20 protein-coding genes and 1 pseudogene are annotated in these 25,440 nt (G+C 72.9%); 12 read left to right on the top strand and 9 right to left on the bottom strand.

The features are described 5' to 3' along the window. The first annotated feature begins 11 nt into the window (after positions 1–11). Both OG736_RS05270 and OG736_RS05265 read left to right on the top strand, forming a co-directional pair. Positions 12–2,027, top strand: a complete 2,016-nt coding sequence (locus OG736_RS05270) for an FAD-dependent oxidoreductase (protein WP_327181377.1) — start codon at positions 12–14, stop codon at positions 2,025–2,027. A 31-nt stretch (positions 2,028–2,058) separates the two neighbouring features. Beyond that, the gene (locus OG736_RS05265) at positions 2,059–2,604 is read left to right on the top strand and encodes a PadR family transcriptional regulator (RefSeq protein WP_327181376.1); all 546 of its coding nucleotides are present in this window, start codon (positions 2,059–2,061) and stop codon (positions 2,602–2,604) included. Here the strand turns inward: OG736_RS05265 and OG736_RS05260 are convergent. Both OG736_RS05260 and OG736_RS05255 read right to left on the bottom strand, forming a co-directional pair. Further along, positions 2,601–3,146 carry a hypothetical protein gene (locus OG736_RS05260; protein ID WP_327181375.1) on the bottom strand — a complete coding sequence of 182 codons (546 nt, stop codon included), beginning with the start codon at positions 3,144–3,146 and terminating at the stop codon, positions 2,601–2,603. The genes OG736_RS05265 and OG736_RS05260 overlap by 4 nt on opposite strands. Before the next feature lie 319 nt (positions 3,147–3,465). Beyond that, positions 3,466–4,440 (bottom strand): fibronectin type III domain-containing protein, encoded by a 975-nt coding sequence (locus OG736_RS05255; protein ID WP_442817002.1) that lies wholly within the window; start codon positions 4,438–4,440, stop codon positions 3,466–3,468. Positions 4,441–4,833: 393 nt separating this feature from the next. Here OG736_RS05255 and OG736_RS05250 point away from each other — a divergent pair. Together OG736_RS05250 and OG736_RS05245 are read left to right on the top strand one after the other, a co-directional pair. Next, positions 4,834–5,532, top strand: a pseudogene (locus OG736_RS05250) (glycoside hydrolase family 75 protein); the annotation flags it as partial. Positions 5,533–5,997: 465 nt separating this feature from the next. Beyond that, positions 5,998–6,141 carry a hypothetical protein gene (locus OG736_RS05245; protein WP_327181374.1) on the top strand — a complete coding sequence of 48 codons (144 nt, stop codon included), beginning with the start codon at positions 5,998–6,000 and terminating at the stop codon, positions 6,139–6,141. Positions 6,142–6,169: 28 nt separating this feature from the next. Here the strand turns inward: OG736_RS05245 and OG736_RS05240 are convergent, their stop codons facing one another. From OG736_RS05240 to dhaK, 3 genes are read right to left on the bottom strand one after another with little or no spacing between them, the layout of a single operon-like run. Next, positions 6,170–6,580: a PTS-dependent dihydroxyacetone kinase phosphotransferase subunit DhaM gene (locus tag OG736_RS05240; protein WP_327181373.1), complete on the bottom strand. Its 411-nt coding sequence runs from the start codon at positions 6,578–6,580 to the stop codon at positions 6,170–6,172. Positions 6,581–6,587: 7 nt separating this feature from the next. Next, positions 6,588–7,199 (bottom strand): dihydroxyacetone kinase subunit DhaL, encoded by a 612-nt coding sequence (gene dhaL / locus OG736_RS05235; protein ID WP_327181372.1) that lies wholly within the window; start codon positions 7,197–7,199, stop codon positions 6,588–6,590. 52 nt (positions 7,200–7,251) lie between these two features. Further along, complete coding sequence (gene dhaK, locus OG736_RS05230) at positions 7,252–8,244, bottom strand: dihydroxyacetone kinase subunit DhaK (RefSeq protein ID WP_327181371.1); 993 nt, start codon at positions 8,242–8,244, stop codon at positions 7,252–7,254. Between the two features lie 275 nt (positions 8,245–8,519). Between dhaK and OG736_RS05225 the strand changes: the two genes are divergently transcribed. From OG736_RS05225 to OG736_RS05215, 3 genes are all read left to right on the top strand, one after another. Further along, on the top strand, positions 8,520–8,939 hold the full coding sequence (locus OG736_RS05225) for a YciI family protein (protein ID WP_327181370.1): 420 nt from the start codon (positions 8,520–8,522) through the stop codon (positions 8,937–8,939). Then, positions 8,936–10,081, top strand: a complete 1,146-nt coding sequence (locus OG736_RS05220; RefSeq protein WP_327181369.1) for an RNA polymerase sigma factor — start codon at positions 8,936–8,938, stop codon at positions 10,079–10,081. The genes OG736_RS05225 and OG736_RS05220 overlap by 4 nt, the downstream gene beginning before the upstream one ends. A gap of 169 nt (positions 10,082–10,250) precedes the next feature. Next, positions 10,251–10,814, top strand: coding sequence for a hemerythrin domain-containing protein (locus tag OG736_RS05215; RefSeq protein WP_327181368.1), 564 nt, complete (start codon positions 10,251–10,253; stop codon positions 10,812–10,814). A gap of 20 nt (positions 10,815–10,834) precedes the next feature. Here OG736_RS05215 and OG736_RS05210 read toward each other — a convergent pair whose 3' ends face one another. After that, positions 10,835–11,362, bottom strand: coding sequence for a hypothetical protein (locus tag OG736_RS05210; RefSeq protein ID WP_327181367.1), 528 nt, complete (start codon positions 11,360–11,362; stop codon positions 10,835–10,837). Positions 11,363–11,747: 385 nt separating this feature from the next. Between OG736_RS05210 and OG736_RS05205 the strand changes: the two genes are divergently transcribed. Beyond that, positions 11,748–12,542, top strand: coding sequence for a YqjF family protein (locus OG736_RS05205; protein WP_327181366.1), 795 nt, complete (start codon positions 11,748–11,750; stop codon positions 12,540–12,542). Positions 12,543–12,579: 37 nt separating this feature from the next. Here the strand turns inward: OG736_RS05205 and OG736_RS05200 are convergent, their stop codons facing one another. After that, complete coding sequence (locus OG736_RS05200) at positions 12,580–12,801, bottom strand: hypothetical protein (RefSeq protein WP_327181365.1); 222 nt, start codon at positions 12,799–12,801, stop codon at positions 12,580–12,582. Positions 12,802–12,821: 20 nt separating this feature from the next. Next, on the bottom strand, positions 12,822–15,806 hold the full coding sequence (locus OG736_RS05195; RefSeq protein ID WP_442817001.1) for a glycosyl hydrolase 115 family protein: 2,985 nt from the start codon (positions 15,804–15,806) through the stop codon (positions 12,822–12,824). A 444-nt stretch (positions 15,807–16,250) separates the two neighbouring features. Here OG736_RS05195 and OG736_RS05190 point away from each other — a divergent pair, with 444 nt between their 5' ends. From OG736_RS05190 to OG736_RS05180, 3 genes are all read left to right on the top strand, one after another. Next, complete coding sequence (locus OG736_RS05190) at positions 16,251–16,703, top strand: RpiB/LacA/LacB family sugar-phosphate isomerase (RefSeq protein ID WP_327181364.1); 453 nt, start codon at positions 16,251–16,253, stop codon at positions 16,701–16,703. 325 nt (positions 16,704–17,028) lie between these two features. Continuing rightward, on the top strand, positions 17,029–19,413 hold the full coding sequence (locus OG736_RS05185) for a phosphoketolase family protein (RefSeq protein WP_327181363.1): 2,385 nt from the start codon (positions 17,029–17,031) through the stop codon (positions 19,411–19,413). 362 nt (positions 19,414–19,775) lie between these two features. Next, entirely contained in the window at positions 19,776–20,753 is a 978-nt protein-coding gene (locus tag OG736_RS05180; RefSeq protein WP_327181362.1) for an ATP-grasp domain-containing protein, read from the top strand. Here OG736_RS05180 and OG736_RS05175 read toward each other — a convergent pair. After that, positions 20,737–22,659 (bottom strand): PAS domain S-box protein, encoded by a 1,923-nt coding sequence (locus OG736_RS05175; protein WP_327181361.1) that lies wholly within the window; start codon positions 22,657–22,659, stop codon positions 20,737–20,739. The two genes, OG736_RS05180 and OG736_RS05175, sit on opposite strands and share 17 nt — an antisense overlap. A gap of 333 nt (positions 22,660–22,992) precedes the next feature. Here OG736_RS05175 and OG736_RS05170 point away from each other — a divergent pair, with 333 nt between their 5' ends. Further along, positions 22,993–25,377 carry an ATP-binding cassette domain-containing protein gene (locus OG736_RS05170; RefSeq protein WP_327181360.1) on the top strand — a complete coding sequence of 795 codons (2,385 nt, stop codon included), beginning with the start codon at positions 22,993–22,995 and terminating at the stop codon, positions 25,375–25,377. Positions 25,378–25,440 lie beyond the last annotated feature (63 nt).

The following is a 25,440-nucleotide window of genomic DNA, read 5'->3' as shown; positions in this document are numbered from 1 at the left end:
GGAGGGCTGTCATGAGCCGTTACCCGCACCTGCTGAGCCCGCTCGACCTGGGCTTCACCACGCTGCCCAACCGCGTCCTGATGGGCTCGATGCACGTCGGCCTCGAGGAGGCCGAGCGCGGCTTCGAGCGCATGGCCGCGTTCTACGCCGCCCGGGCACGCGGGGGAGTGGGCCTCATCGTCACCGGCGGCATCGCCCCCAACGACGAGGGCCGGCCCTACGAGGGGGGCGCGAAGCTCACCACGGAGGCGGAGGCCGAGCAGCACCGGGCGATCACCGAGGCCGTGCACCGCGAGGGCGGCCGCATCGCGATGCAGATCCTGCACTTCGGCCGGTACGCCTATCACCAGGACCTGGTCGCTCCCAGCCCGCTCCAGGCGCCGATCAGCCCCTTCCCGCCCCGCGAGCTGACCGACGCCGACGTCGAGCGCACGATCGACGACTACGTCCGCGCCGCCCGCCTCGCCCGGCAGGCCGGTTACGACGGCGTCGAGATCATGGGCTCCGAGGGCTACCTCATCAACGAGTTCATCGCCGCCCCGACCAACCACCGCACCGACCGCTGGGGCGGCTCGTACGAGAACCGGATGCGCTTCCCCGTCGAGATCGTCCGCCGAGTGCGCGAGGCGGTCGGCGAGGAGTTCATCGTCGTCTACCGGCTGTCCATGCTGGACCTGGTGCCCGGCGGCTCGACCCTGGACGAGGTCGTCACCCTCGCGAAGGCCGTCGAGGCGGCGGGCGCCACCATCATCAACACCGGCATCGGCTGGCACGAGGCGCGCATCCCCACCATCGCCACCTCCGTGCCGCGCGGCGCCTACACCTGGGTGACGAAGAAGCTCATGGGCGCGGTCTCCGTCCCGCTCGTCACCACCAACCGCATCAACACCCCCGAACTCGCCGAGGAACTGCTCGCCGACGGCTGCGCGGACATGGTGTCGATGGCCCGCCCGATGCTCGCCGACCCCGAGTTCGTGGCCAAGGCCGCGGCAGGCCGCCCCGAGGCCATCAACACCTGCATCGGCTGCAACCAGGCCTGCCTCGACCACACCTTCAGCGGAAAGATCACCTCCTGCCTGGTCAATCCGCGCGCCTGCCACGAGACCGAGCTGATCCTCGCCCCGACCCGGCTGCGCAAGCGGGTCGCGGTGGTGGGCGCCGGCCCGGCGGGCCTGGCCTGCGCCGTGAGCGCCGCCGAACGCGGCCACGACGTCACCCTCTTCGACGCGGCGAGCGAGATCGGCGGCCAGCTCAACGTGGCCCGCAAGGTCCCCGGCAAGCAGGAGTTCGACGAGACGCTGCGCTACTTCCGCCACCAGCTCGACGCGCACGGCGTGGACGTACGGCTCGACACGCACGTCGCCGCGGAGGACCTCGCCGACTACGACGAGGTCGTCGTCGCCACCGGCGTCAGCCCCCGCACCCCCGACATCCCCGGCGTCGACCACCCGAGCGTCGTCGGCTATCTCGACGTCCTGCGCGACGGCGCCCCCGTCGGCGACCGCGTCGCGATCCTCGGCGCGGGCGGCATCGGCTTCGACGTCGCCGAGTTCCTCACCGACGGCGGCGACAAGGCGAGCGAGGACCCTGCGGCCTACTTCCGCCAGTGGGGCGTCGACATGGACTACCAGGGCCCCGGCGGTCTCACCGCCCCCGAGCGCCCGGCCCCGCCGCGCACGGTCCACCTCCTCCAGCGCAAGACCGGCAAGGTCGGCGCGGGCCTCGGCAAGACCACCGGCTGGATCCACCGCACCGAGCTCAAGCACCGGGGCGTCACGATGGTTCCCGGGGTGCGCTACGACCGGATCGACGACGCCGGGCTGCACCTCACCGTCGGTGAGCAGAGCACGCTCCTGGAGGTCGACACCATCGTGCTGTGCACGGGGCAGGACCCGCGCCGGGACCTGTACGAGGCGCTGGTCGCCGGCGGCGGAAAGGTGCATCTCATCGGGGGTGCCGACGTCGCCGCCGAACTGGACGCCAAGCGCGCCGTCCAGCAGGGCACGGAACTGGCGGCGCAACTGTAGGACCGGGCCGGCGCATCCCTAGGATGACCGCATGTCACTCCCGCACGCGATCCTCACCGCCCTGCTCGAGAGGCCCTCGTCGGGGCTGGATCTGACCCGCCGGTTCGACCGGTCGATCGGCTACTTCTGGTCGGCCACGCACCAGCAGATCTATCGCGAGCTGGGAAAACTGGAGTCCGAGGGACACATCCGGGCCCTGCCGGCACAGGCGCCGGCCCGCGGGCAGAAGAAGGCCTACGAGGTACTGCCCGCGGGACGCGCCGAACTCGCCCGGTGGACGGCGGCCGCCCAGGACCCGAAGCCGCACCGCGACGCCATGCTGCTGCGGCTGCGCGCCGCGGCGGTCGTCGGCACCGCGGGCATCGAGGCCGACCTGCGCCGCCATCTCGAACTGCACCGCCGGCAGTTGGCCGAGTACGAGGAGATCGAGAAGCGCGACTTCCCGCCCGGCGACGACAGCGCGCAGGCCAGGCTCCAGCACCTGGTCCTGCGCGCGGGCATCGAGCTGGAGACCTTCTGGACGCAGTGGCTCACCGAGGCCGTCGAGGAGCTGCCCGTGGTGGGGGACGGGACCTAGAGCCGGTAGGGCTTCGAGCGGCGGCGCAGGAACCAGGCCGCCGCGATGATGCCCGTCCCCACCAGTGCCCCGCCCACCCCCATGGCGACGGGGCCGAAGTCGCGGGCCGCGCCCCCGAGGCCCCCCATGACGCCCCGCGAGGGCGTGGGCGTCACCGTGACCCTCGGGGAGGCCGAGGCCGGGGTCGAGACGATCACCGACTGGGTGCCCGCGGTGCTGCCGTTGGAGCACATGACGACCACCGTGTACGTGCCCGGGGAGACGCCGGACCAGGCGGCGGACTGGCCGGCGGCCGTCCCGGACAGGGCGACCTGGCGCCCCTGGGCGAAACTCGCCTGGGCGCTGCCGAGCAGTGCCGCCGTGCCCCAACTGCCGTTGATCTGGGTGCAGGCGCTGGTCACGACCGACACCGTGGAGCCGGTCGTGCTCACGGAGATGCCCGAAACGCGGGCCACGGCCGGCTGGGCGGTGAGGGCGAGCGGCAGAGCGGCGGCGGCTGCGACGGTCAGCCCTGAGCGGACGAGGAAACGGGAAGTGCGCATCGGATGTCCTCCGGCGGCGGCACGGTTGGCGGTACATCCCTTGCGCCGCCGAAGGTCGGGTACGCCCGTGCTGCCTCACCGGAAGCCAACGCGCCCCGGTCCCGCCCCGCATGCGGACGGCCACCGCCCAGGTGACGGATTCCTTCGGACGGCCCATGCGGACCGCCCGCCGTGCGTGGTGACCGACCCGAGGCCCGAGGGACAATCCGACGGTGGCGCGGCCGGTGCCCCCGGCCGCGGCGCGAGCGGCGGTGCGAGTGTCGGCTCGACGGGCGGCCCGGCCACGGCTCGGATTGAGGGCGGGCCGACGGCCGGCCGCTCACCGCCGCGCGCCCGTCGTCACCGCCCGCTCCACCGAGAACGCGCCCCATGTGCCGTCCGGCAGCCGGGCCCGCAGCCGCACCCGGTGTCCGGCCCCTGCCTCCCGCCCCACGTAGAAGCTGTACGTCGCCCTTCCCTGCGGCGGGGTCCCGCCCCACACCAGCGAGGTGGCCGGCCGCCCGTCGAGCTGGATCTGGTACTCCGTGACCACCCCGTCCACCCGGGGCGGCGCCCACGACAGGTCGAGGTAGTACGACCCGTCGGCAAGGCGGGCGCTCGCCCGGAAGTCGGCCGGCGCGGTCTCCGCCCCCTCGTCGTCACCCGACGCGGTGGTCAGGCGCACGGGCGCACCGGCGGGCGAGACGTTGTCGGCCGCGTCCCGGGCCCGGACGGTGAACGAGTAGCCCGCGCCGGGACGCAGTCCCGTGACGACCGTCGCCGTCTGGCCCCCGCCGACGCTGTGGATCCGCACGCCGCCCTGGTAGACGTCGTAGGACACCACCTTCCGGTCGTCGGTGGCCGGCGTCCAGGACAGCTGGACGGCCCGGCTTCCGGCCGCCCGGCCGGTCACCGCGCCCGGCGGGGTCGGGGGCGAGCGGTCCGCCGAGGCGGCCGCCGGTGTCGTGGCCCGCACCTCCCGGCTGCGCGGACCGAGCCGCCCGTCGCCGTCGCGGGCCCGCACGGTGAAGACGTACGTGGTCGACGGCGCGAGGCGGACGACGTCCAGCATGTGCGCGGAGCCGGGCACCTCCCGGACCTTCTCGGAACCGCGGTACACCTCGTAGGCGCTGACCTCGGGGTTCGCGGCGACCGCGTTCCACATGACGTGCACGCTCGTCGCGCTCCCGGCCTCCGCGGTGACCCCGGTCGGGGCGCCCGGCGCCCGTCCGTCGTCCCGGCCCTCGCCCGCGCACCCGCAGCACAGGGCCGTCACCAGGCCGCACTCCACGACCCACAGCACAACGCGTCGCACGGCTTCGCCTCCCGGCCCGGCACGGCGGCAATGGTCCGGACCAATATGGCGTGGTGGTGCGCACACATCAAGAGGGCGGACGGACGGGCCCGTCGTCGGCGACCGCTTCCGGAGGTTCCGTATGCTGAAGTTCCTCCCGGCGTGAACTCACCCTGAGCGCTCATGAGTTCAAGCCGGTGGCGCGGACCGCTGTCGTCGCTGTTCCCGCGCCGGCAAAGGGGCTCGGGGCCCGGAGCCGAAACGGCGTCCGGGCCCCCGGCCCGCTGTCGCCCCGTCGGACTCCCCGAGGATCCTCCGCGTGCTCCGTACGGCCCCTTCGGGCTGGCCCCGGGCCGTGATCGACACCAGATTGTTCCGGGTGTCCGTCAATGCCCCCACGAGAGGGTCCGTATCGTGCGCGTCCAGTCGCTGACGCTGGCCGCGGCCGGCCTTGCCCTGCTGGCCCCGACCACCTCACCCGCCGCCCCGCCCCCGTCCTCGGGCGCCCTCGGGGCTTCGGCGCCCCGGCAAGAAGGCTCGATCCGCGCCGCCGACCTGCTGGCCCGGGTCCGCGACTGCGCCCCCGTCTCGCGCGGCCGCTACCGCCCGGACGAGGGCGCGCCGGCCACCATCCCGGTCTGCGGCACCGACGAGGCGGTGTTCTGGACGGCCGACATGGACATCGACTGCGACGGTCGCGCGGGTCCGGAGTGCAACAGCCGCACCGACCCGCTGTTCTCCGACGCGACGGCCTATCAGCAGTCCGACGGCCGCTATCTGAGCGCCGAGACCCTGCCCTACATCGTGGTGCCCGGGGTGAGCGCCCTCTGGGACCACCGTGACCACGGGGTGCGCGGGGGGTCGGTCGCGGCCGTCGTCTACCAGGACCGGGTGCAGTACGCGGTCGTCGGCGACACGGGACCGAGCGGGATCATCGGCGAGGCGTCGTACGCCACCGCCAAGGCGCTCGGCATCCGTCCCGACCCGCGTGGCGGCGGCACCCCCTCCGGCGTCACGTACATCGTCTTCAAGGACTCCCGGGCGACCCCGATCGAGAACCACGCCTCGGCGGTGGAGGTGGGGGAGCGGCTGGCGCGGCTCTTCGTGCGCGGTACGAAGGAACAGCCCCGTCCGCCGGAGGAGGAGACGGACGAATGGGCGCCGGGCGGGGTTGCGGAGCCGCCGCTGGGCGAGGGTGGCGTGGCGTGGCGGAGGGGTGCCGGAAGCGAAGGCCACGCAGCCGGCAAGGGCGACGGCAGGGCCACCACCGAAGAGCCGGAAGGCCACGAGGGCCTGGCGGCGGCGGAGGAGGGCGAGGCTCCGGAGGCATCGGCGGACGACACCGACGACACGGAGGCTCAGGAGGCCCTGGACGCCGAGACGGACGAGGCGGGCGGGACGGACGAGGGGGACGAGGGCGAAGGCGACGAGGAGGCCGCGTAAGCAAAGCCCGGCCCGGCCACGCGAGCCGGGCCACCCTCCCGTCGCGTCCCGCGTCCCGCGTCCCGCGTCCCGCGTCCCGCGTCCCGCGCTCCGGGGTCGTCAGACCGCCGATTTCCGCCGGCCGTCCAGGCGGCGATGTTCAACGCGGCTCTGCGCGCCGCCGTGGAGCACCACGCGTGGCATGCCGACGACACCGGCACGGACCCCGCGACGGTACGGGCCGAACGGGCGGAGGCTCTGCGCTCGGCCCTCGTGGTGGCGTCGGAGGGACTGACCTGACCCCGTGGCACACGCCGGCCGAGCCGCGTCACACCTTCCGGTAGCCGTACGCCTCCACGGCCGCGGCCTCCACCGCGTCCAGGTCGGCACCGGTGGCCGCCGTCACCACCGCGGCCACCGCGCCCTCGACGAAGGGGGCGTCCACCAGCCGTGCGGTGTCGGGCAGTTCGTCGCCCTCCGCGAGCAGTGCCTTGACCGTGAGGACGGCGCTGCCCAGATCGACGAGGACCGCGACCCCGGCGCCCCGGTCCACCGAGGCGGCAGCGGCACTGACCAGCTCGGCGCTCGTGCCCAGCCCGCCGCCCTCCGTACCGCCCGCCGCGGCGACCGGCACCACCGGACCGCCGCCCACCAGGCCCAGCGCCAGCTCGGCCACCGCCGACGCGACCTTCGCGCTGTGCGACACCAGCACCACGCCCACCAGCTTCTCGTCGCTCACCGGTGCCTCACTCCCCGCCCGCGTCGGCGCCGGTGTCGGCGAGGGCGGCGACGAGCAGCGCCGCCGAGGTGGCGCCCGGATCCTGGTGCCCGATGCTGCGCTCGCCGAGATAGCTGGCCCGGCCCTTGCGGGCCTGGAGCGGCGTCGTCGCCTCGGCACCCTGCTCGGCGGCGGCCCGGGCGGCGCCGAAACCCTCGGGGAGGGCGTCGACGGCCGGCACCAGCGCGTCGATCATGGTCTTGTCGCCGGGCGCCGCACCGCCGAGCTGCATCACCGCGTCCACCCCCGCACGCAGCGCCTCGGCGAACCGCTCCTCGTCCACCTCGGCCGCGTCCCCGAGCGCCTTCCCGGTCCGGCGCAGCAGCGTGCCGTACAGGGGCCCCGAGGCGCCGCCGACCGTCGAGATCAGCTGGCGTCCCGCGAGCACCAGGACAGCGCCCGGCGTCTCGGGCGCCTCCTTCTCCAGCGCCGCGCTCACCGCGGTGAAGCCACGCCGGAGGTTGCTGCCGTGATCCGCGTCCCCGATGGGTGAGTCGAGGGCCGTGAGCCGGTCCGCCTCGCGGTCGACGGACACGGCGGTCACGGTCATCCAACGGCGGAAGAAATCGGCGTCGAGCACGGGATCTCCTTGCATGGTCGGTACGGTCGGAGCGCGTGTCCCTGTCCCTGCCTCACACCCCCCAGCGCAGCCCGGCAGTCTTCACCGGCGCGTCCCACAGCCGCAGCAGCTCCTCGTCCACCTGGCACAGGGTCACCGAGGCGCCGGCCATGTCGAGGGACGTCACGTAGTTGCCCACGAGCGTACGGGCGACCACCACCCCGCGCTGGGCCAGCAGGCGGTGCACCTCGGCGTTGAAGCCGTACAGCTCCAGCAGGGGTGTCGCGCCCATGCCGTTGACCAGGAGGAGCACGGGGTTGCTGGGCGTCATGTCGTCCAGGATCGCGTGGATCGCGAAGTCGGCGATCTCGCCGGACGTCATCATCGCCCGCCGCTCCCGCCCGGGCTCCCCGTGGATGCCGACGCCCAGCTCCAGCTCGCCGGCCGGCAGATCGAAGGTCGGGCTGCCCTTGGCCGGTGTGGTGCACGCGCTGAGCGCCACGCCGAAGCTGCGGGAGTTCTCGTTGACCTGCCGGGCGAGCGCCTCGACCCGCTCCAGCGGCTGCCCCTCCTCGGCGGCCGCCCCCGCGATCTTCTCCACGAACAGGGTCGCGCCCGTGCCCCGCCGCCCGGCCGTGTAGAGGCTGTCGGTCACGGCGACGTCGTCGTCGACCAGGACCTTCGCGATCTGGATGCCCTCGTCCTCGGCCAATTCGGCGGCCATGTCGAAGTTGAGCACATCGCCCGTGTAGTTCTTGACGATGAACAGCACACCCGCCCCGCTGTCGACGGCCGCCGCGGCACGCAGCATCTGATCCGGCACCGGCGAGGTGAACACCTCACCCGGGCAGGCCGCCGAGAGCATTCCGGGCCCGACGAACCCACCGTGCAGCGGCTCGTGCCCCGAGCCGCCGCCGGACACCAGCGCCACCCTGCCCGCCACCGGAGCGTCCCGCCGCACGACCACCCGGTTCTCGACGTCGACGGTCAGCTCGGGATGGGCGGCCGCCATTCCACGCAGCGCGTCCGCGACCACGGTCTCCGCAACGTTGATCAGCATCTTCATGGGTACCTCCTGATGAGACTGACAAAGGAGCCTCTGACCCCCGTTTCCTCAGGTCGGGTGTCTCGATCCCAGGATCGGGCGTGTTCCGCTTTCCCTTCGAGCATCCCCGATATCCCGGGCGGCTACCAGATGCCGGCGGAGGGGGCCGGTCCGCACCGGGCTCGTCCACGGGAACCGGAAGACTTTCTGCCGACGATGTCGAGAACCCGTGGCCGGCTCCGTCCCCGTGGTGAAGGCGACCACAATGGGTCGCACCCGTACCGAGGAGAACGACGATGGCAAAGTACTTGCTGCTCAAGCACTACCGCGGCGCCCCGGCTTCGGTCAACGACGTGCCGATGGACCAGTGGACGCCGGAGGAGATCTCGGCCCACGTGCGGTACATGAACGACTTCGCGGCCCGGCTCGAGGAGACCGGCGAGTTCGTCGACAGCCAGGCGCTCGCCTCCGAGGGGTCGTTCGTCCGGTACGACGGCGAGGGCCGCCCGCCGGTCACCGACGGCCCGTTCGCCGAGACCAAGGACCTCATCGCCGGCTGGATGGTGATCGACGTCGACAGCTACGAGCGCGCCGTCGAGCTGGCCGGGGAACTGTCGGCCGCGCCCGGCAAGGGCGGGGAGCCGATCCACGAGTGGCTCGAACTGCGTCCCTTCCTGGGCGCTCACCCCACGGTCACGGATTGCACCCTGAAGTGAACGAGGTCCTGATCCGGAGCCTCACGCCCAGTGTGCTCGGGATCCTCGTCCGCCGCGGAGCCGACTTCGCGGCGGCCGAGGACGCCGTGCAGGACGCGCTGGTCGAGGCGGTCCGCGTGTGGCCGGCCGACCCACCGCGGGATGCGAAGGGCTGGCTGGTCACCGTGGCCTGGCGTCGCTTCCTCGACGCGACCCGGGCGGACACCGCCCGCCGCCGGCGCGAGGACCTCGTCGACGAGGAGCCGGCGCCCGGGCCCGCGCCCGCGGCGGACGACACGCTCCAGCTCTACTTCCTCTGCGCCCACCCGTCGCTGACGCCGTCGTCCGCGGTCGCGCTCACGCTGCGTGCCGTAGGCGGGCTGACCACCCGGCAGATCGCGCAGGCCTACCTGGTGCCCGAGGCGACCATGGCGCAGCGCATCAGCCGGGCCAAGCGCACCGTCTCCGGCGTGCGGTTCGACCAGCCCGGCGACGTCGCCACCGTGCTGCGCGTCCTCTACCTGGTCTTCAACGAGGGCTACTCCGGCGACGTCGACCTCGCCGCCGAGGCCATCCGGCTCACCCGGCAGCTCGCGGCGGCGATCGACCACCCCGAGGTGGCGGGGCTGCTCGCCCTCATGCTGCTCCACCACGCCCGGCGCGCCGCCCGGACCGCGCCCGACGGCAGCCTGGTGCCGCTCGCCGAGCAGGATCGCGGCCGGTGGGACACCCGGGCCGTCGCCGAGGGCGTCGTGATCCTCCAGGCGGCGCTCGCCCGCGACCGGCTGGGCGAGTTCCAGGCCCAGGCCGCGATCGCGGCGCTGCACGCCGACGCGCCCACCGCCGGGGAGACCGACTGGGTGCAGATCGTCGAGTGGTACGACGAGCTGGCGGCCCTGACCGGCAACCCGGTCGTCCGGCTCAACCGCGCCGTCGCCGTAGGTGAGGCCGACGGGCCGCGCGCCGGGCTGGCGGCGCTCGCGGCGCTGGACGACTCGCTGCCCCGCCACACCGCGGTGGCGGCGTACCTCCACGAACGCGACGGCGACCTGACGACGGCGACGCGGCTGTACGTCGAGGCGGCCCGGAAGGCACCCAACCTCGCCGAGCGCGACCACCTGACCCGCCAGGCCGCCCGGCTGAACGCCCGCCTGTCCGGCTGACGGGGCGCCCCGGCCCCGGTACGGGACGGTTCGCCGCTCACACGCCGGGCGGCCCGGCCGGGCATACAGCGTCCCGTGTCGGTCTGTCGCATCGATCCGTCGATGTCGGGCACTCGGGGCGGTGGCGGCTCCGGTCCGGAGCCGTCGTGCCAGGCTGGAGGTGCGGGACATGGGTCATGGTGGGAACGTGATCGACGAGCTGGTGACCGATCACCACGAGGTCGAGGACTTCTTCGGCCGGATCGAGGCACTGCCGTCCGGTGCCAAGGACCGCAAGCTGTACGCGGACCGGGCCACGATGGAGCTGGTCCGGCATTCGGTGGCGGAGGAGGCGTACCTCTACCCGGCGGTCCGTGAGCACGTACCCGGCGGCGAGGCCCTGGCCGACAAGGAACTCGAGGACCACGCGCGGGCCGAACAGCTCATGAAGGACCTGGAGGGCTGTCAGGCGGACGATCCCGAGTTCGACCGGCTCATCGGCATGCTCATGCGCGAGATCCGCGAACATGTGGCCGACGAGGAGCAGAACCTGTTCCCGAGGCTGCGCGCGGTGTGTCCGGCGGACACCCTCGAAGACCTCGGTGACAAGGTCCGCAAGGCGAAGAAGACGGCCCCGACCCGTCCTCACCCGGCCGCCCCGGACAAACCCCCGGCGAACAAGATGCTGGCCCCGGGCGTCGGGATGATCGACCGCATGCGCGACGCGCTGACCGGCCGCGGCAAGGCCGACTGAGCCGGCCCTCGGGTGGGCCGTCAGGCGATGAGCGCCGGGCCCCGGCCGAGGCGGCCGAGCAGCTGTGTGTGGTGGAGGCCGGCCACGGAGGCGAGGAGGTCGGGGTGGCGCAGCAGCGCCGCCGCCTGCCGGTCGTGCCGGTCGGGTGCGACCAGCCGCCGGAAGTCCGGTGCCGTCCCACGGGTGTGGTCGCCCCCGGCGAGCCCGGCCACCGCGCCCGCGGCCAGTACCGGATCGGCCAGCAGACAGGCCGCCCAGCTCGCCACGACCTCGTCCACCCAGCTCCGCCAGGCCGAGTCGTCCGCGTCCCGGCCGGTGTCCGCGTCCGCGCCGCTGATCCGGTCCAGCCGGGCCGAGCCGCCCGGGCCCGCGATGCCGAGCAGCGCGGCGTCCGTGGCGGTCGGATAGCGCAGCCAGGCCGCGACGGTCACCGCCTGCCGGGCCTGGGCCTCGCACAGGGCGGAGGCGAGCGCGCCGCCGCTCGCCGGGTAGGCGCGGGTCAGCCATTCGGTGGTGGCGGCGATGACGGGGGAGAGATCTGCGAGCACGGAGCCGTCCGGGGTGTGCGGCGAGAAGAACGGGGAGCTCCGCAAACCGTAGCCCGCGACCCCCACCGGACGACATGCCCGAGCCCCGACCCGGACCGTGGCCTCGACCACAGCACCACCCGGCGCCCCACCCACGACCCCACCACGCTCACCCACCCGGACCCGGCCACCGCCGAGACCCATCGCCTCCCACCCACGCCCGGCCGGCACCCTGCCCCGCCATGGCGCGACCTGGGGAACCCATGATCGGCCCGCGCCCGGACGCGCCCTCGGGGATGCCCGCTCGTGTCCTTGCTCCGGCCCTTCGGTCCCACCCGCACCCCGCCCCGCCAATGGCCCGGCAGGCTCGTGAAGGCCCGGGCAGGGCCTCTGTGATACTGGCGCCGTGCCGTCGACACCGCAGCCGCAGGCCCTGGTTCCCCCGCATCCGATAACGCCCGACGCGCCGGACGCGATAGCGCGGCCCCTTCTCACCCAGTCCTGGCTCGACCTCACCTTTGTGCACTGGGCCGTGGACCCGGCCGACGTGGCCGGGCTGCTGCCGCCGGGGACCGTCCCGGACTCGCTGGACGGTGTGACCTACGTCGGGCTGGTCGCGTTCCGGATGCATCGCGTCGGCTGGCTGCGTCTCCCGGGCGTTCCCTACCTGGGGTCCTTTCCCGAGACGAACGTCCGCCTCTACTCGCTGGACGCGCACGGCCGCCGGGGCGTGGTCTTCCGGTCGCTCGACGCCTCCCGGCTGCTGCCGGTCGCGGTGGGCCGGATCGGGTTCCGGATGCCCTACGTGTGGTCCCGTATGGCGATCGACGCCGACGCCGACGCCGACACCGTCACGTACACCAGCCGCCGCCGCTGGCCCGGGCCGCGCGGGGCGAGCAGCCGGCTCACCGTGCGGGTGGGTGAACGCATCGGGGAACCCACCGCGTCGGAGCACTTCCTGACCGCGCGCTGGGGCATGCACAGCGCCTTCTTCGGCCGGTCGATGTACCTGCCGAACGCCCATCCGCGCTGGCCGCTGCACCGGGCCGAGCTCGTGGAGTGCGAGGAGGACCTGGTGACGGCGGCGGGCCTGCCGGAGCCGGTGGGGGAACCGGTGAGCGTCCTGTACTCACCGGGCGTCCCGGCCCGCTTCGACCGGCCGGCCCGTCCCCACCGTCCGGCGGGCATCCCGACCCCCTGACCGCAGCGGGCTCGCCGCCGAGCCCGTAGGCCGCGGATCAGACGAACGTCACCGACACCGCGCCGAGTCCGCCGAAGGGCGCCTCGACATGCCGGCCGGCATCGACGAAGGGCGCCCCGGTCAACCTGCCGGGCAGGACCAGGTGGCCCGGCTCCAGGCTGGGGCTGTCCCGCATCCTGCGCGGCGGGACTTGAACGAGGACCATCGGCGCGGCGACCTCGGTCCTGCCCGGCCGCCGCGCCCCTGCGAGTCGGAACACCGGCTCGATCACCGGTTCGGCTACCGGCTCGGCGCGTCCAGGCCCGGCCCGGCGTCCGGTTCGGGGTTGAACACCGGGTGGTAGCTCTCCGGGGGTGCGAGATAGGCGCCGGCCGGCAGTCCGCCGGTGTCTACGACGATCTGGTCCACGGCGATCCCCGGGTCGACCATGAACACCCGCAGGACATGCTCGCCGGGCGCGGTGACCGTGACGGTCGCGGTCAGCTTCTCGACGCCCTCCTCCACGTTGCGTGCCCAGGCGTCGCCGCGGTTGCCGGTGGCGACGGCCTGCCCCGACAGGACGGTCGGCGGCCGGTCGTCGAGGGCGACGGCCAGCCGCCGCGCGCCGCGCTCGTCGAGCGAGGGCAGCCGGAAGACCGTCACGGGGAAGGTACCGGTGCTGTCGAACCGCACCCGGTATCTCAACTCCGGTGCGCGGGCGGCGAAGTCGGCGGTGATCGGGTCCGCCGTGGACGGCACCGCCTCCACGGCGGCGGTACGGCGTCCGAGGCCGCGCACGGTCCGCCAGCGGGCCCGGCCGCGCGCCACCCGGCGCTCGGTGTGCACGGCGTCGATCGAGACACAGCCGTTGGCCTCGACGAACCCGCGGGCACGGCGGCGCGCTCGCCCCCCGTCGTTGACGACCTTCAGGGGCACCTCGAAACGCAGCGCGCCACTCGTGAAGGCGACCGTGACGTCGTGCGTGCCCTCGGGCGCCCGCGCCCAGTCGATCTCGACCCACACCCGGGTCTGTTCGGTGAGTGTGCCGCCCGCCGCACTCAGGCGGACCCAGGGGTGTTCGGCCTCCGCGGCCCAGTCGACCGCGAGAAAGCCGGTGTTGAAGACATCGACGAAGCGCCGGTCCCGGGTGACGGCGGAGAAGGCCAGTGGCCGCTGAGTGCCGATCTCGTTCCCCTCGGAGGCCACCCCCAGACCCGAGGTCTCCTGCCGGGGGATCCTGGTGACGGCCGGGCGGCCCGGCGCCTTCGGGATCTGCGAGGGGTAGGGGTTGATGCAGCCGTCCCACTTCCCGCCCGCGACCTCCGTGTTGTACCGCTTGGTGAGCGCCGCCTCCTGGGTGTGCGCCGCTTCGGCGAGGTCCGCGAGGACGTTGGCTCCGGCGCCGCGGCCCTGACGTACCGCGAGGGCGTTGCGGTCCGCCCAGTAGTACTTGAGGTTCATCAAGTAGGCCCCGTGCACGGGATATTGGACCAGCTCGTAGTAGGCGTCCCGGTAGGCCTCGGGAAGTTCGGCCCCCAGCGTCACGGCCCGTTCGAGCAGACGGTCGTACGCGGCCATGCGGCGTCCCGCCTCGTCCCCGTGGTGAACGACGGAGAACATGTTCCGGTCGATGAACTCCGGGCGCCGCTCCGCCGCCAGCCGGTAGTACTCGGTGCGGATCGAGGCGATCTCCCGGGCGTGCAGGAGCCCGAACTGCCGTCCGTACCACTGCGCGAGGAATCCTCCGACGTCGTCGGCGTGCCACCGGTCCACGTCCCAGGCCATGTCCAGGGAGAAGGACAGTCCGGTCTCGATCGACTTGAGGTCACCGACGTTGAAGATCCACATCCGGTCCGCACCGTGCTCGTACACCCGGCGCAGCTCCTGCCACACCTTGGTGAGCTGCGTGGTGTCGAGCCACAAGTAGCTGCGCGGACGGCCCCAGTAGGAGAGGTGGTAGTAGATCCCGTTGCCGCCGGACCGGGCGCGTTCCGCGTCGTCCGGCAGCTGGCGCATGTTGCCGTGGTTGTCGTCCGGCCAGATCAGCGTGACGTCGTCCGGGACCTGGACGCCCGCGTTGTACAGGTCCAGGACCTCCTTGTACGGGATGAAGATCTGCGGCTGAGCCGCCGCGCCGACCTCCTCGGCCAGGATCCGGCGCTGGTCGGCGATGATGTCGTTCATGACCACGACCTTCTCCGCGATCGTGGTGGCGTACTTGGTCTCCAGCGCGGTGTCGTGCAGGCCGCGCATGCCGATGGTCCAACTGCTCTCGTACGCCGCGTTCTCCCGGGCCCGGGCTCTCCAGTAGTCCGAGATGACGGCCGGGTTCACCGTGTAGTCGTACACCGGCAGTCCGCCGTCGCCGCCGCGGTGCTCCTCGGCCCACGGCGCCCACTCGTGGACGCCGTTGCGCAGCAGGGCCTCCGGGTGGCTGGAGCCGACGACGATGCCGTACCGGTCGGCGAGTTCGGGGTTCTCCCGGTATTTGTTGAAGAAGTCGGAGTACGGGTGCATGGCCGGCCACAGATAGTTGGCCTTCAGCCGCAGCAGCAGCTCGAACAGGCGCCGGTACGTCCTCGGGCCGATGTTCTTGTCCGGCTCCTGGGTGCGCTGCGACCAAGTGGTCAGGTTCTGCTCGTCGTTGATGAAGACCCCCCGGTAACGGACCGACGGTTCGCGCCGCTCGAAGGGGCCCGCGGGCACGGAGACGACGTCACGCTGCTCCACCGGTACGTCGGCCCACCAGTACCAGGGCGAGACGCCGACGCGCTCCGAGGTGTCGTAGATCCCGTAGACCGTCCCGCGCCGGTCGCTGCCCGCGATCACCAGCGCGCGGTCCACGCCGGGTGCCGGGTGCTCCACCACCTGGGTCACCGAGGCCTCCCAGCGCCCCTTCACCCGCCGGACGTCCAGCCGTCCCTGCGCCGCGAGCCGGTCGATGACCGGACTCGCGCCGAGGGTGCCCACCAGGACCAGCGCCGTGGACCGTTCCGGCAGGGTGTGCCGTAACCCGGGCCGAACCCCGCAGACCCGTTCCACGTCGGCCTGGAGGTCGCCGGCCGCGCGGATCACGGCGGGGTCGTCGGCCGCGTCCACGAACACGTCGACCGCGACGCCGTCCCGTACCAGGTCGAATCCCGGACGGGCGGCCGTCGACGCGGCCTGCGCGGCCGCCGGGACCACCGCGGGCAGCAGCGGAACCAGCCCGACGGCCGTCATGCCCCGCAGGAACGCCTTTCGGGTCCACGGCTGCGAGGGGTCCTGCGGTGCGGTGGTCGGCATCGACGCTCCTGGTCCGGGCAGTGACGGCTACGGCAGTGGCATGACCATGCTAGAAAGCGCTTTCCCGGGCACCCTAGGCCAGCGCCGAGGGTGGCGTCCATATCCGTGCGGCGCCGCTGCCGGTCCGATCGGCACCGGCTCTGCACGGCGTGGCGACGCACTTCCCGAGCGGAGGGAGGACGCCCCGGCCGTTGGTGATCAGGAGCCCGGGCGGGATGGCGCGGCGGAAGGCGGGAGGCGCACGGCGGGCGCGGATGGAGGCGCGGTGAGGGGCGGCGTGGCGGGCGGCTGCGCGGCGGCGGAGCGGCGGGTGTGCCGCGTGTCCGGCGGAGCGGCGCCCGCCGCCGCGCGGCCGCCCCTCGTGCTCGCCGGGTGCGCGCTCGCCGTGCGGGCGGGCGGACGCAGGCCGTGCCTGCGCGCCGGTTCCTCAGTAGGCTCTGCGGCATGCGGATCTCCGTCTCCTCGGACATGGACGAACCAGTGGCCCGCGCCCTCGTCGCGGAGTTGCGCGGCCGGGGGCACGACGTGGTGCCGCACGGCGCGCTGCGGCCCGGCGACGACCCGCAGTGGGCGGTGTGCTCGGCGGCGGCGGCCCGGGACGTGGCCGACGGGACCTCGGAGCAGGCGGTGGTGTGCTGCTGGACCGGCACCGGCGCGTCGATCGCCGCGAACAAGGTGCCCGGCGTCCGGGCCGCCCTGTGCGCCGACGCCTACACCGCCGACGGCGCCCGCCGCTGGAACGACGCCAACGTCCTCGCCCTCAGCCTCCGCCTGACCTCCGAGCCGCTGCTCAAGGAGATCCTCGACGCCTGGTTCGCCGCCGAGTCCGGCGGGGACGCCGAGGACCGGCGGAACGTGGCCCATGTCGACGGCCTCGACGCCGCGCGGGCGCGCTAGGGGGCCCCAGGCCGTCTCCGCACAGGGGGCCGTCTGCCCGGCGGACAGGGCTCGCCGCGTCCGGCGCGTGTGATCGCGAAGCGGAGGGCCGCCCGCGTACCGGGTGTACGTGGGCGACCCCGCCGACGCGGCCGGGCGCCCTCCCGGGGGAGTGCGTGGCCGGGCCGGACTCCGCGGACACGGCCAGGGCCGCGCCCCTCGTAAGGACGGCTTCGCTCCTCCGTACGGCTCGTTCGGCTCTGCCGGGTACCCGGCGGCCGGAGAGGGTGGGGAGGTGCGGACCGGCACGCACCTTCGAGCGACCCGATCCGGAAGGGAACCCGAGATGCCCGTCGAACCGCAAGCGACGTCCGCCCGGCTCACCGACGACGAACTCAGGACGCTGCACGCCCACTGGCGCGCCGCGAACTACCTCTCCGTCGGGCAGATCTACCTGATGGCCAACCCGCTGCTCACCGAACCGCTGCGGCCCGAGCACGTGAAGCCGAGGCTGCTGGGCCACTGGGGGACCTCACCGGGGCTGAACCTCGTGCACACCCACCTCAACCGCGTCATCCGCGCCCGTGACCTGCACGCCCTGTGCGTCTGGGGCCCCGGCCACGGCGGTCCCGCGGTCGTCGCCAACTCCTGGCTGGAGGGCACCTACACCGAGACGTATCCGGACGTCACCCGCGACGCGGCAGGCATGGCCCGGCTGTTCCGGCAGTTCTCCTTCCCGGGCGGTGTGCCCAGCCATGTCGCCCCGGAGACGCCCGGCTCGATCCACGAGGGCGGTGAGCTCGGCTACTCGCTCTCGCACGCCTACGGCGCAGCCTTCGACAATCCGGACCTCCTCGTCGCCTGTGTGATCGGCGACGGCGAGGCGGAGACCGGGCCGCTGGCCGCCGCCTGGCACTCCAACAAGTTCCTCGACCCCGTCCACGACGGCGCGGTCCTGCCGATCCTGCACCTCAACGGCTACAAGATCGCCAACCCGACGGTGCTCTCGCGCATCCCGGAGGCCGAACTCGACGAGCTCCTGCGCGGCTACGGCCACGATCCGATCCATGTCACCGGCGACGAGCCGAACGCCGTCCACCGCGCGATGGCCCAGGCCATGGACACCGCCCTGGACCGCATCGCCGCCCTGCAGCGCGCCGCCCGCGAGGACGGCTCCGGGGAGCGGCCCCGCTGGCCGGTGATCGTGCTGCGCACCCCGAAGGGCTGGACGGGCCCCGCCCACGTCGACGGGCTGCCCGTCGAGGGCACCTGGCGCGCCCACCAGGTGCCGCTGTCCGCCGTCCGGGACAACCCAGAACACCTGCGCCAGCTGGAGGCCTGGCTGCGCTCCTACCGGCCCGAGGAACTCTTCGACGCCCACGGCGGCCCCCGCCTGGACGTCCTCGCCTGCATCCCCGACGGCACCCGCCGCCTCGGCGCCACCCCGCACGCCAACGGCGGGCTGCTGCTGCGTGAACTCCCCCTGCCCGAACTGGAGTCGCACGCCGTCCCGGTCGACAGGCCGGGCGGCGCCCGGCACGAACCCACCGCGGTGCTGGGCGGGTTGCTCGAGGACGTCATGCGGGCCACCGCCGACCGGCGCGACTTCCGTCTCGTCGGCCCGGACGAGACCGCGTCCAACCGGCTCCAGGCCGTGTACGCGGCCAGCGGCAAGGCATGGCAGGCGCAGACCCTCCAGGTCGACGAGAACCTCGACCGGCACGGCCGGGTGATGGAGATCCTGTCCGAACACACCTGCCAGGGCTGGCTGGAGGGCTATCTGCTGACCGGCCGGCACGGTCTGTTCTCCTGCTACGAGGCGTTCGCGCACATCGTCGACTCGATGGTCAACCAGCACATCAAATGGCTGCGCGTCACCCGGAAGCTGTCCTGGCGCGCGCCCGTCGCCTCCCTCAACTACCTACTCACCTCGCACGTCTGGCGCCAGGACCACAACGGCTTCTCCCACCAGGACCCCGGCTTCGTCGACCACGTCCTCAACAAGAGCCCCGAGGTCGTACGGGTCTATCTGCCGCCGGACACCAACACCCTGCTGTCGGTGGCCGACCACGTCCTGCGCAGCCGCGACTACGTCAATGTGATCGTGGCCGGGAAGCAGCCCTGCTTCGACTGGCTGAGCATGGACCAGGCCCGTGCCCACTGCGCGCGCGGCGCCGGCATCTGGGACTGGGCCGGAACCGAGAACGGCACCCGTGAACCCGACGTGGTCCTCGCCTGCGCGGGTGACGTCCCCACCCAGGAGGTGCTGGCCGCCGCCCAGTTGCTGCGCCGCGACCTGCCGGAGCTCGCCGTGAGGGTAGTCAACGTCGTCGACATCGCCCGGCTGCTGCCGAGCGGCGAACACCCGCACGGCATGGGCGACTTCGAGTACGACGGACTGTTCACCACCGACAGACCGGTCGTCTTCGCCTACCACGGCTACCCGTGGCTGATCCACCGCCTCGCCTACCGCCGTACCGGCCACAGGAACCTTCACGTGCGCGGCTACAAGGAGTTCGGCACCACGACCACGCCGTTCGACATGGTCGTCCGCAACGACCTGGACCGCTACCGCCTCGTCATGGACGTCATCGACCGCGTCCCCGGCCTCGCCGTTCGCGCCGCCGCCGTACGGCAGCGCATGGAGGACGCGCGACTGCGCCACCATGACTGGATCCGGGTCCACGGCACCGACCTTCCGGAGGTCGCCGACTGGACCTGGGACGGGTGAGACGGCGGGCCGCCGCAGACCGGCCAGGGCGCACGGACCGGGGCGGACGGCGCAGGGGGAGGGGCAGCGGGCCGGCCGTCGTGCGCCCTGGTACGGCGTCCCGCCCGGTGCTTACAGTGGTCGGCCAGCCCTGCCCGCGGATCCGGCAGGGCGAGTCCCACCCCCCCCCGTGGTCGACCGTCGTCCTCGTCCCCGCCCGGCACGTGTCCGGGCCCCGGGCACGGCTCCGCGCACCGGAGCGGCTCCGAAGGGCGACGGGTGCGACGACGACCCGCGCGACAGACACCATCCGTGACACCGCTCGTGCCGTGTGAGGGCCCGTCCGCGGTACGAGCGCGCGTCGAAAGCCGCTGGAGGCCGCTGTGTCCCGACCGTGCATCGCCCTGATCGCCGACCCCACCTCGCCCGAGGGCTGCCGTGAGTATCTCGCCGACGCCGTGGGACTGCTCACCGGCGCCCCGCCCGTCCGGGTCGACTCCCGGCACTTCGCGACCGGCGGAACCGGCCGCGGCGTCCGTGACGGCGGCCGGTTACGGCTCCAGGTCCCCGAGGAGCGGCTGGACTTCGTACCCGATGTCGTCCTGCTCTACGAGATCCCGCCGCACCACCGGCAGGCCCTCGCCGGCTTCCAGGAGCTGCTGGAGAGCCACGACGTGGTGACCCTGGCCGCCGGACCCGACGCCTGGCGGACCGCGACCGAGAAGAACCTCACCGTCGAACGCTTCGTCCGGGACGGTGTCGCCCAGATGGAGACCGCCGTGCTGTCCCGGCCCTCCCCGCGGGAGGCGGCCGACACGTTCGACCGGCTCGGCCGCGACACCTGGGCCCGGCCCGTCGTCGGCACCGGCGGCAACGACACCTTCCATGTCACCACTGCCGCCCAACTGGAGCTCGCCACCGCCTACTACGCCGAGCGCGGCACCGACTGGCTGCTCTCCCGGGACGCGGGCAACTTCACCGCCGACGGCCGGCGTCACCAGTTCCGCGTCTTCGTCCTCGGCGACCGTGTCGTGCACGCCCGCGAGCACCTCCAGCCGGAGACCGACACCCCGTGCAACACCTGCCAGGGCGCCACCGCCGTGCACATCGCCCCGCAGGATCTCCCGCCCCGGCTCGCCGAACTCGCCGTCGCGGCCACCGCCTCGATCGGGCTCCCCTTCGCCGGTGTCGACCTGGCCGTGGAGAACGGCGGGGTCGTCTTCGAGGTCAACGTCCAGCCCGCCTTCGTCGACGGCGAGCTGGAACTGCGGGCGGTGGCCGTGCCGTACGTCCAGGCGCATCTGGACGCCTTCGCGCTCGCCTGCGGCGGCCCGTCCCGGGGGCTCACAGCTTCAGCGTGAACCAGGTCGTCTTGCCCTCGTCCGTCGGCCGCACCCCCCAGCCGGCGGCGAGGGCACGGACCAGGATCAGGCCGCGGCCCGACTCCGCCTCCTCGACCGCCACCCGCGGCTGGGGGAGCTGCGGGCTGGGGTCGCTGACCTCGACCGTGAGGTCGGTGGCGGTGCGGTGCAGATGCAGGCCGATCGGCCCCTCGGAGTGCTGCACGGCGTTCGTCAGCGTTTCCGACAGCAGCAGGAGCGCGTCGTCGGCCCGTTGCGTGCAGTTCCACGAGGTCAGCGCCTTGTGCAGAAAGGCCCGTCCTTCCGGCACGGAGGCCGGGGCGGCCGGGAAGTGGGTGGTGACGGCGGCCAGGGGCGCGGCCGGCAGCTGCGCGATCAGCAGGGTCACGTCGTCGTTGTGGCCGTCGGCGTCCGGCAGCAGACCCGCGAGGACATGGTCCGCCGCGGCCTCCAGACAGGGTGTTCCGACGAACAACTTGTTGAGCAACAGGGTCAGTTCGCCGATCCGTACCTCGATGTCGCTGCCCGGCGTCTCGATCAGGCCGTCCGTGTAGAGCACCAGTGTGGCTCCGGGCGCTATCTCCGAACTGGACTGCTCGTACAGGATGTCGCCCACGCCGAGCGGAGCGTTGACCGGACAGGGCAGGGCGTTGACGCCCTCGTCCACCCCGGCGACCAGCACCGGCAGATGTCCCGCCGAGCACACCGTCACCGTGCCCGCGTCCGGGGCGATCACCAGATAGCAGCAGGTGACGAGCTGGTCGGGCACGTCGAGGTCTCCGACGCAGGTGTCCAGCGCCTGCATCAGCTGCCGGGGCTGCATACCGGTCTTGGCCAGCGCGTGCGCGGCCGACCGCAACTGGCCCATCACGGCGGCCGCTTCCAGCCCGCGGCCCATCACATCGCCTATCAGCACCCCCACCCGGTCGGCGCCCAGCGGGATCAGGTCGAACCAGTCACCACCCACGCCGGCGCCCTGGGTGGCGGGCCGGTAGCGGCTCGCGGTGGCCAGACCGGGCAGGGCGGGCGGCGTGCCCATCAGACTGCGCTGGAGCGTCAGGGCGATGTGCCGCTGCTGTTCGTACAGGGCCTTGAGCTCGGCCTCCGCGCGCTTGCGGTCGCTGATGTCCCGCACGATCGCGCACGCCCCGACCACGGCGCCATGGGTGTCCCGGGTCGGCCACAGCGTGACGTCCACGTCGCGCAGCGCTCCGGTGCTGGTCATCCGAAGCGTCTCGTAGTGCTCGACCTTCTCGGCGTGCCGCAGCCGCTGGAGCAGCTCGCGGATCTCGCTCCGCAGCTCCGGCGGGGCCAGCAGCGAGACGTGCCGGCCGATGACCTCCTCGGCCGCGTAGCCGTACAGGCGCTGCGCGGCCGCGTTCCAGTAGGTGATGTACCCGTCGAGGGTGTGGGCGAGGATCGCGTCCTGCGACGACTCCACGAGCGCCGCGAGTTCGTTGATGCGCGCCTCGGCCGCCTTGCGGTCGCTGACGTCGCGCACGGCCGCCGACACCAGGAGCCCGTCCGCCGTCTCCAGCGGGCTGAGGCTGATCTCGACGGGGAACTCCGTGCCGTCCTTGCGCAGCCCGTGCAGTTCGAGCCCGGCGCCCATCGGACGCACCTGGCGGTTGGCCGTGTACCCGCTTCGGTGCGCGGTGTGCTGGCCGTGGAACCGGTGCGGGATGAGCAGCTCGACCGGCTGGCCGAGCAGTTCCTCGCGGCCGTGCCCGAACAGGGCCTCGGTCTGGGCGTTGACGAGCCTGATGATGCCGGAGTCGTCGACGATGACCATGGCGTCCGGCGCCGCCTCCAGCAGCCCCCGGAACCTCTCCTCGGCCCCGCCGACCGCGCCCTCCGACGGGGGCGCCCCGCAGCCGCACCGTTTCTGCCGAGTCTTCTGCTTCACGTCCTGCCGAGCCTTCTGCTTCACGCTCCGTTTCGCGGTGCCCGCTCCTGCGCCTGCCCCCGTGTCCGCGCGCCGCGCTGGTTCAGCCCGCATCACGTCGGCCATCTTCCACCTCATCCCGCACGACGAATCAGGCCATCCCACCGCCTCCGGCCCGCCCGCGCTGCGCGTTGTCGCTTACTGTCCGCCCCCTGTCCGAACCTGAACGCGACCGAACCGATCAGGATTCGAGAAGCGCCGGTCATCGGGTCACGGATAGCGTTGCGTCGGTCAGATCGAGCCACGCGACACCCGAGCCCGCGAAGGCGGTCGCGAGCAGCAGATGGAGAGACGATGAGCATGGCCAAGAAGACGGACGCGCCGCCTGCGCAGCACATCGCCGACAGTCACGGTCTGATCCGCGTGCACGGCGCCAGCGAGAACAATCTCAAGGACGTCAGCATCGAGATCCCGAAGCGCCGGCTGACGGTGTTCACCGGCGTCTCCGGCTCGGGCAAGAGCTCACTGGTGTTCGACACGATCGCCGCGGAGTCGCAGCGGCTGATCAACGAGACCTACAGCGCGTTCGTCCAGGGCTTCATGCCGACGCTGGCCCGGCCCGAGGTCGACGTGCTCGAAGGGCTGACGACGGCGATCATCGTCGACCAGCAGCGGATGGGTTCCGACCCCCGCTCCACCGTCGGCACCGCAACGGACGCCAACGCGATGCTGCGCATCCTCTTCAGCAGGCTCGGCCGGCCGCACATCGGCCCGCCCACCGCGTACTCCTTCAACACCGCCTCGGTCCGGGCGAGCGGCGGGATCACCGTCGAGCGCGGCACCAAGAAGACGGTGAAGGCGACCTACTCGCGTACCGGCGGCATGTGTGTCCGCTGCGAGGGCCGCGGCACGGTCTCCGACATCGACCTCACCCAGCTCTACGACGACAGCAAGTCGCTCAACGAGGGCGCGCTCACCATCCCGGGCTACAGCATGGACGGCTGGTACGGCCGTATCTTCGGCGGCTGCGGATTCTTCGACCCGGACAAGCCGATCCGCAGGTTCACCAAGAAGGAGCTGCACGACCTCCTGCACAAGGAGCCGACGAAGATCAAGGTCGACGGCATCAACCTGACGTACGAGGGGCTGATCCCGAAGATCCAGAAGTCGATGCTCGCCAAGGACATCGACGCGCTCCAGCCGCACATCCGGGCGTTCGTGGAGCGGGCGATGACGTTCACCGTCTGTCCCGAGTGCGACGGAACCCGGCTCAGCGAGGGCGCCCGGTCGTCGAAGATCGGGAAGGTCAGCATCGCCGACGCCTGTGCGATGCAGATCAGCGACCTGGCCGCATGGGTCCGCGGTCTCGACGAGCCGTCGGTGGCGCCGCTGCTCACCGCACTCCGGCACACCCTCGAGTCGTTCGTGGAGATCGGCCTCGGCTACCTCTCGCTCGACCGGCCGTCGGGCACGCTGTCCGGCGGCGAGGCGCAGCGCGTCAAGATGATCCGCCACCTCGGCTCCTCGCTCACCGATGTCACCTACGTCTTCGACGAGCCCACCACGGGTCTGCACCCGCACGACATCAGCCGGATGAACGACCTGCTGCTGCGGCTGCGGGACAAGGGCAACACGGTGCTCGTCGTGGAGCACAAGCCGCAGACCATCGCGATCGCCGACCATGTCGTCGATCTCGGCCCCGGGGCCGGCACGGCGGGCGGCACCGTCTGTTTCGAGGGCACCGTCGAGGGGCTGCGGTCCGGCGACACCATCACCGGCCGCCATCTCGACGACCGGGCCGCCGTCAAGGAGACCGTGCGCAAGCCCACCGGCACGCTGGAGGTCCGCGGCGCGACGGCGCACAACCTGCGCAATGTCGACGTCGGCATCCCGCTCGGGGTGCTCTGTGTGGTCACCGGTGTGGCGGGCTCCGGCAAGAGCTCGCTCGTGCACGGGTCGATCCCGGCCGGCGAGGGCGTGGTCTCCGTCGACCAGGGCGCCATCCGCGGCTCCCGACGCAGCAACCCGGCGACGTACACCGGCCTGCTCGACCCGATCCGCAAGGCGTTCGCGAAGGTCAACGGCGTGAAGCCGGCGCTGTTCAGCGCCAACTCCGAGGGCGCCTGCCCGACGTGCAACGGCGCCGGCGTCGTCTACACCGACCTGGCGATGATGGCGAGCGTGGCCACCACCTGCGAGGAGTGCGAGGGGAAGCGGTACCAGGCCGCGGTCCTCGAGTACCACCTCGGCGGCCGCGACATCAGCGAGGTGCTCGCGATGCCGGTGAGCGAGGCCGAGGAGTTCTTCGGCGCCGGTGAGGCGAGCACACCGGCCGCGCACCGCATCCTGGGCCGGCTCGCCGACGTCGGGCTCGGCTACCTCAGCCTCGGCCAGCCGCTCACCACGCTGTCCGGCGGCGAGCGGCAGCGGCTGAAGCTGGCCACCCACATGGGCGAGAAGGGCGGTGTCTACGTGCTCGACGAGCCGACCACCGGCCTGCACCTCGCCGATGTCGAGCAGTTGCTCGGCCTGCTCGACCGGCTCGTCGACGCCGGCAAGTCCGTCATCGTCGTGGAGCACCACCCGGCGGTGATGGCGCACGCCGACTGGATCATCGACCTCGGTCCCGGCGCGGGTCACGACGGCGGCCGGATCGTCTTCGAGGGCACCCCCGCCGATCTCGTCGCCGCCCGGTCCACCCTCACCGGCGAACACCTCGCGGACTACGTCGGCGCCTGACCACGGCACCCGGCGCAGCGGGGCGGGCCGTCAGGGGTGCAGCGGGGTGGGCCGTCACGACCG

Source organism: Streptomyces sp. NBC_01334 (genome assembly GCF_035983595.1).
Lineage (GTDB): Bacteria > Actinomycetota > Actinomycetes > Streptomycetales > Streptomycetaceae > Streptomyces > Streptomyces coriariae.
Note: the sequence above shows the minus strand (reverse complement) of the source record. Positions and strands in the feature narration are given on the sequence as shown.

Excerpts from the sequence above, each read along its gene's own strand:
- OG736_RS05270 (WP_327181377.1), top strand. The coding sequence starts at position 12 with ATGAGCCGTTACCCGCACCTGCTGAGCCCGCTCGACCTGGGCTTCACC.
- OG736_RS05265 (WP_327181376.1), top strand. The coding sequence starts at position 2,059 with ATGTCACTCCCGCACGCGATCCTCACCGCCCTGCTCGAGAGGCCCTCG.
- OG736_RS05260 (WP_327181375.1), bottom strand. The coding sequence starts at position 3,146 with ATGCGCACTTCCCGTTTCCTCGTCCGCTCAGGGCTGACCGTCGCAGCC.
- OG736_RS05245 (WP_327181374.1), top strand. The coding sequence starts at position 5,998 with ATGTTCAACGCGGCTCTGCGCGCCGCCGTGGAGCACCACGCGTGGCAT.
- dhaK (WP_327181371.1), bottom strand. The coding sequence starts at position 8,244 with ATGAAGATGCTGATCAACGTTGCGGAGACCGTGGTCGCGGACGCGCTG.
- OG736_RS05225 (WP_327181370.1), top strand. The coding sequence starts at position 8,520 with ATGGCAAAGTACTTGCTGCTCAAGCACTACCGCGGCGCCCCGGCTTCG.
- OG736_RS05215 (WP_327181368.1), top strand. The coding sequence starts at position 10,251 with ATGGGTCATGGTGGGAACGTGATCGACGAGCTGGTGACCGATCACCAC.
- OG736_RS05195 (WP_442817001.1), bottom strand. The coding sequence starts at position 15,806 with ATGCCGACCACCGCACCGCAGGACCCCTCGCAGCCGTGGACCCGAAAG.
- OG736_RS05190 (WP_327181364.1), top strand. The coding sequence starts at position 16,251 with ATGCGGATCTCCGTCTCCTCGGACATGGACGAACCAGTGGCCCGCGCC.
- OG736_RS05185 (WP_327181363.1), top strand. The coding sequence starts at position 17,029 with ATGCCCGTCGAACCGCAAGCGACGTCCGCCCGGCTCACCGACGACGAA.
- OG736_RS05170 (WP_327181360.1), top strand. The coding sequence starts at position 22,993 with ATGAGCATGGCCAAGAAGACGGACGCGCCGCCTGCGCAGCACATCGCC.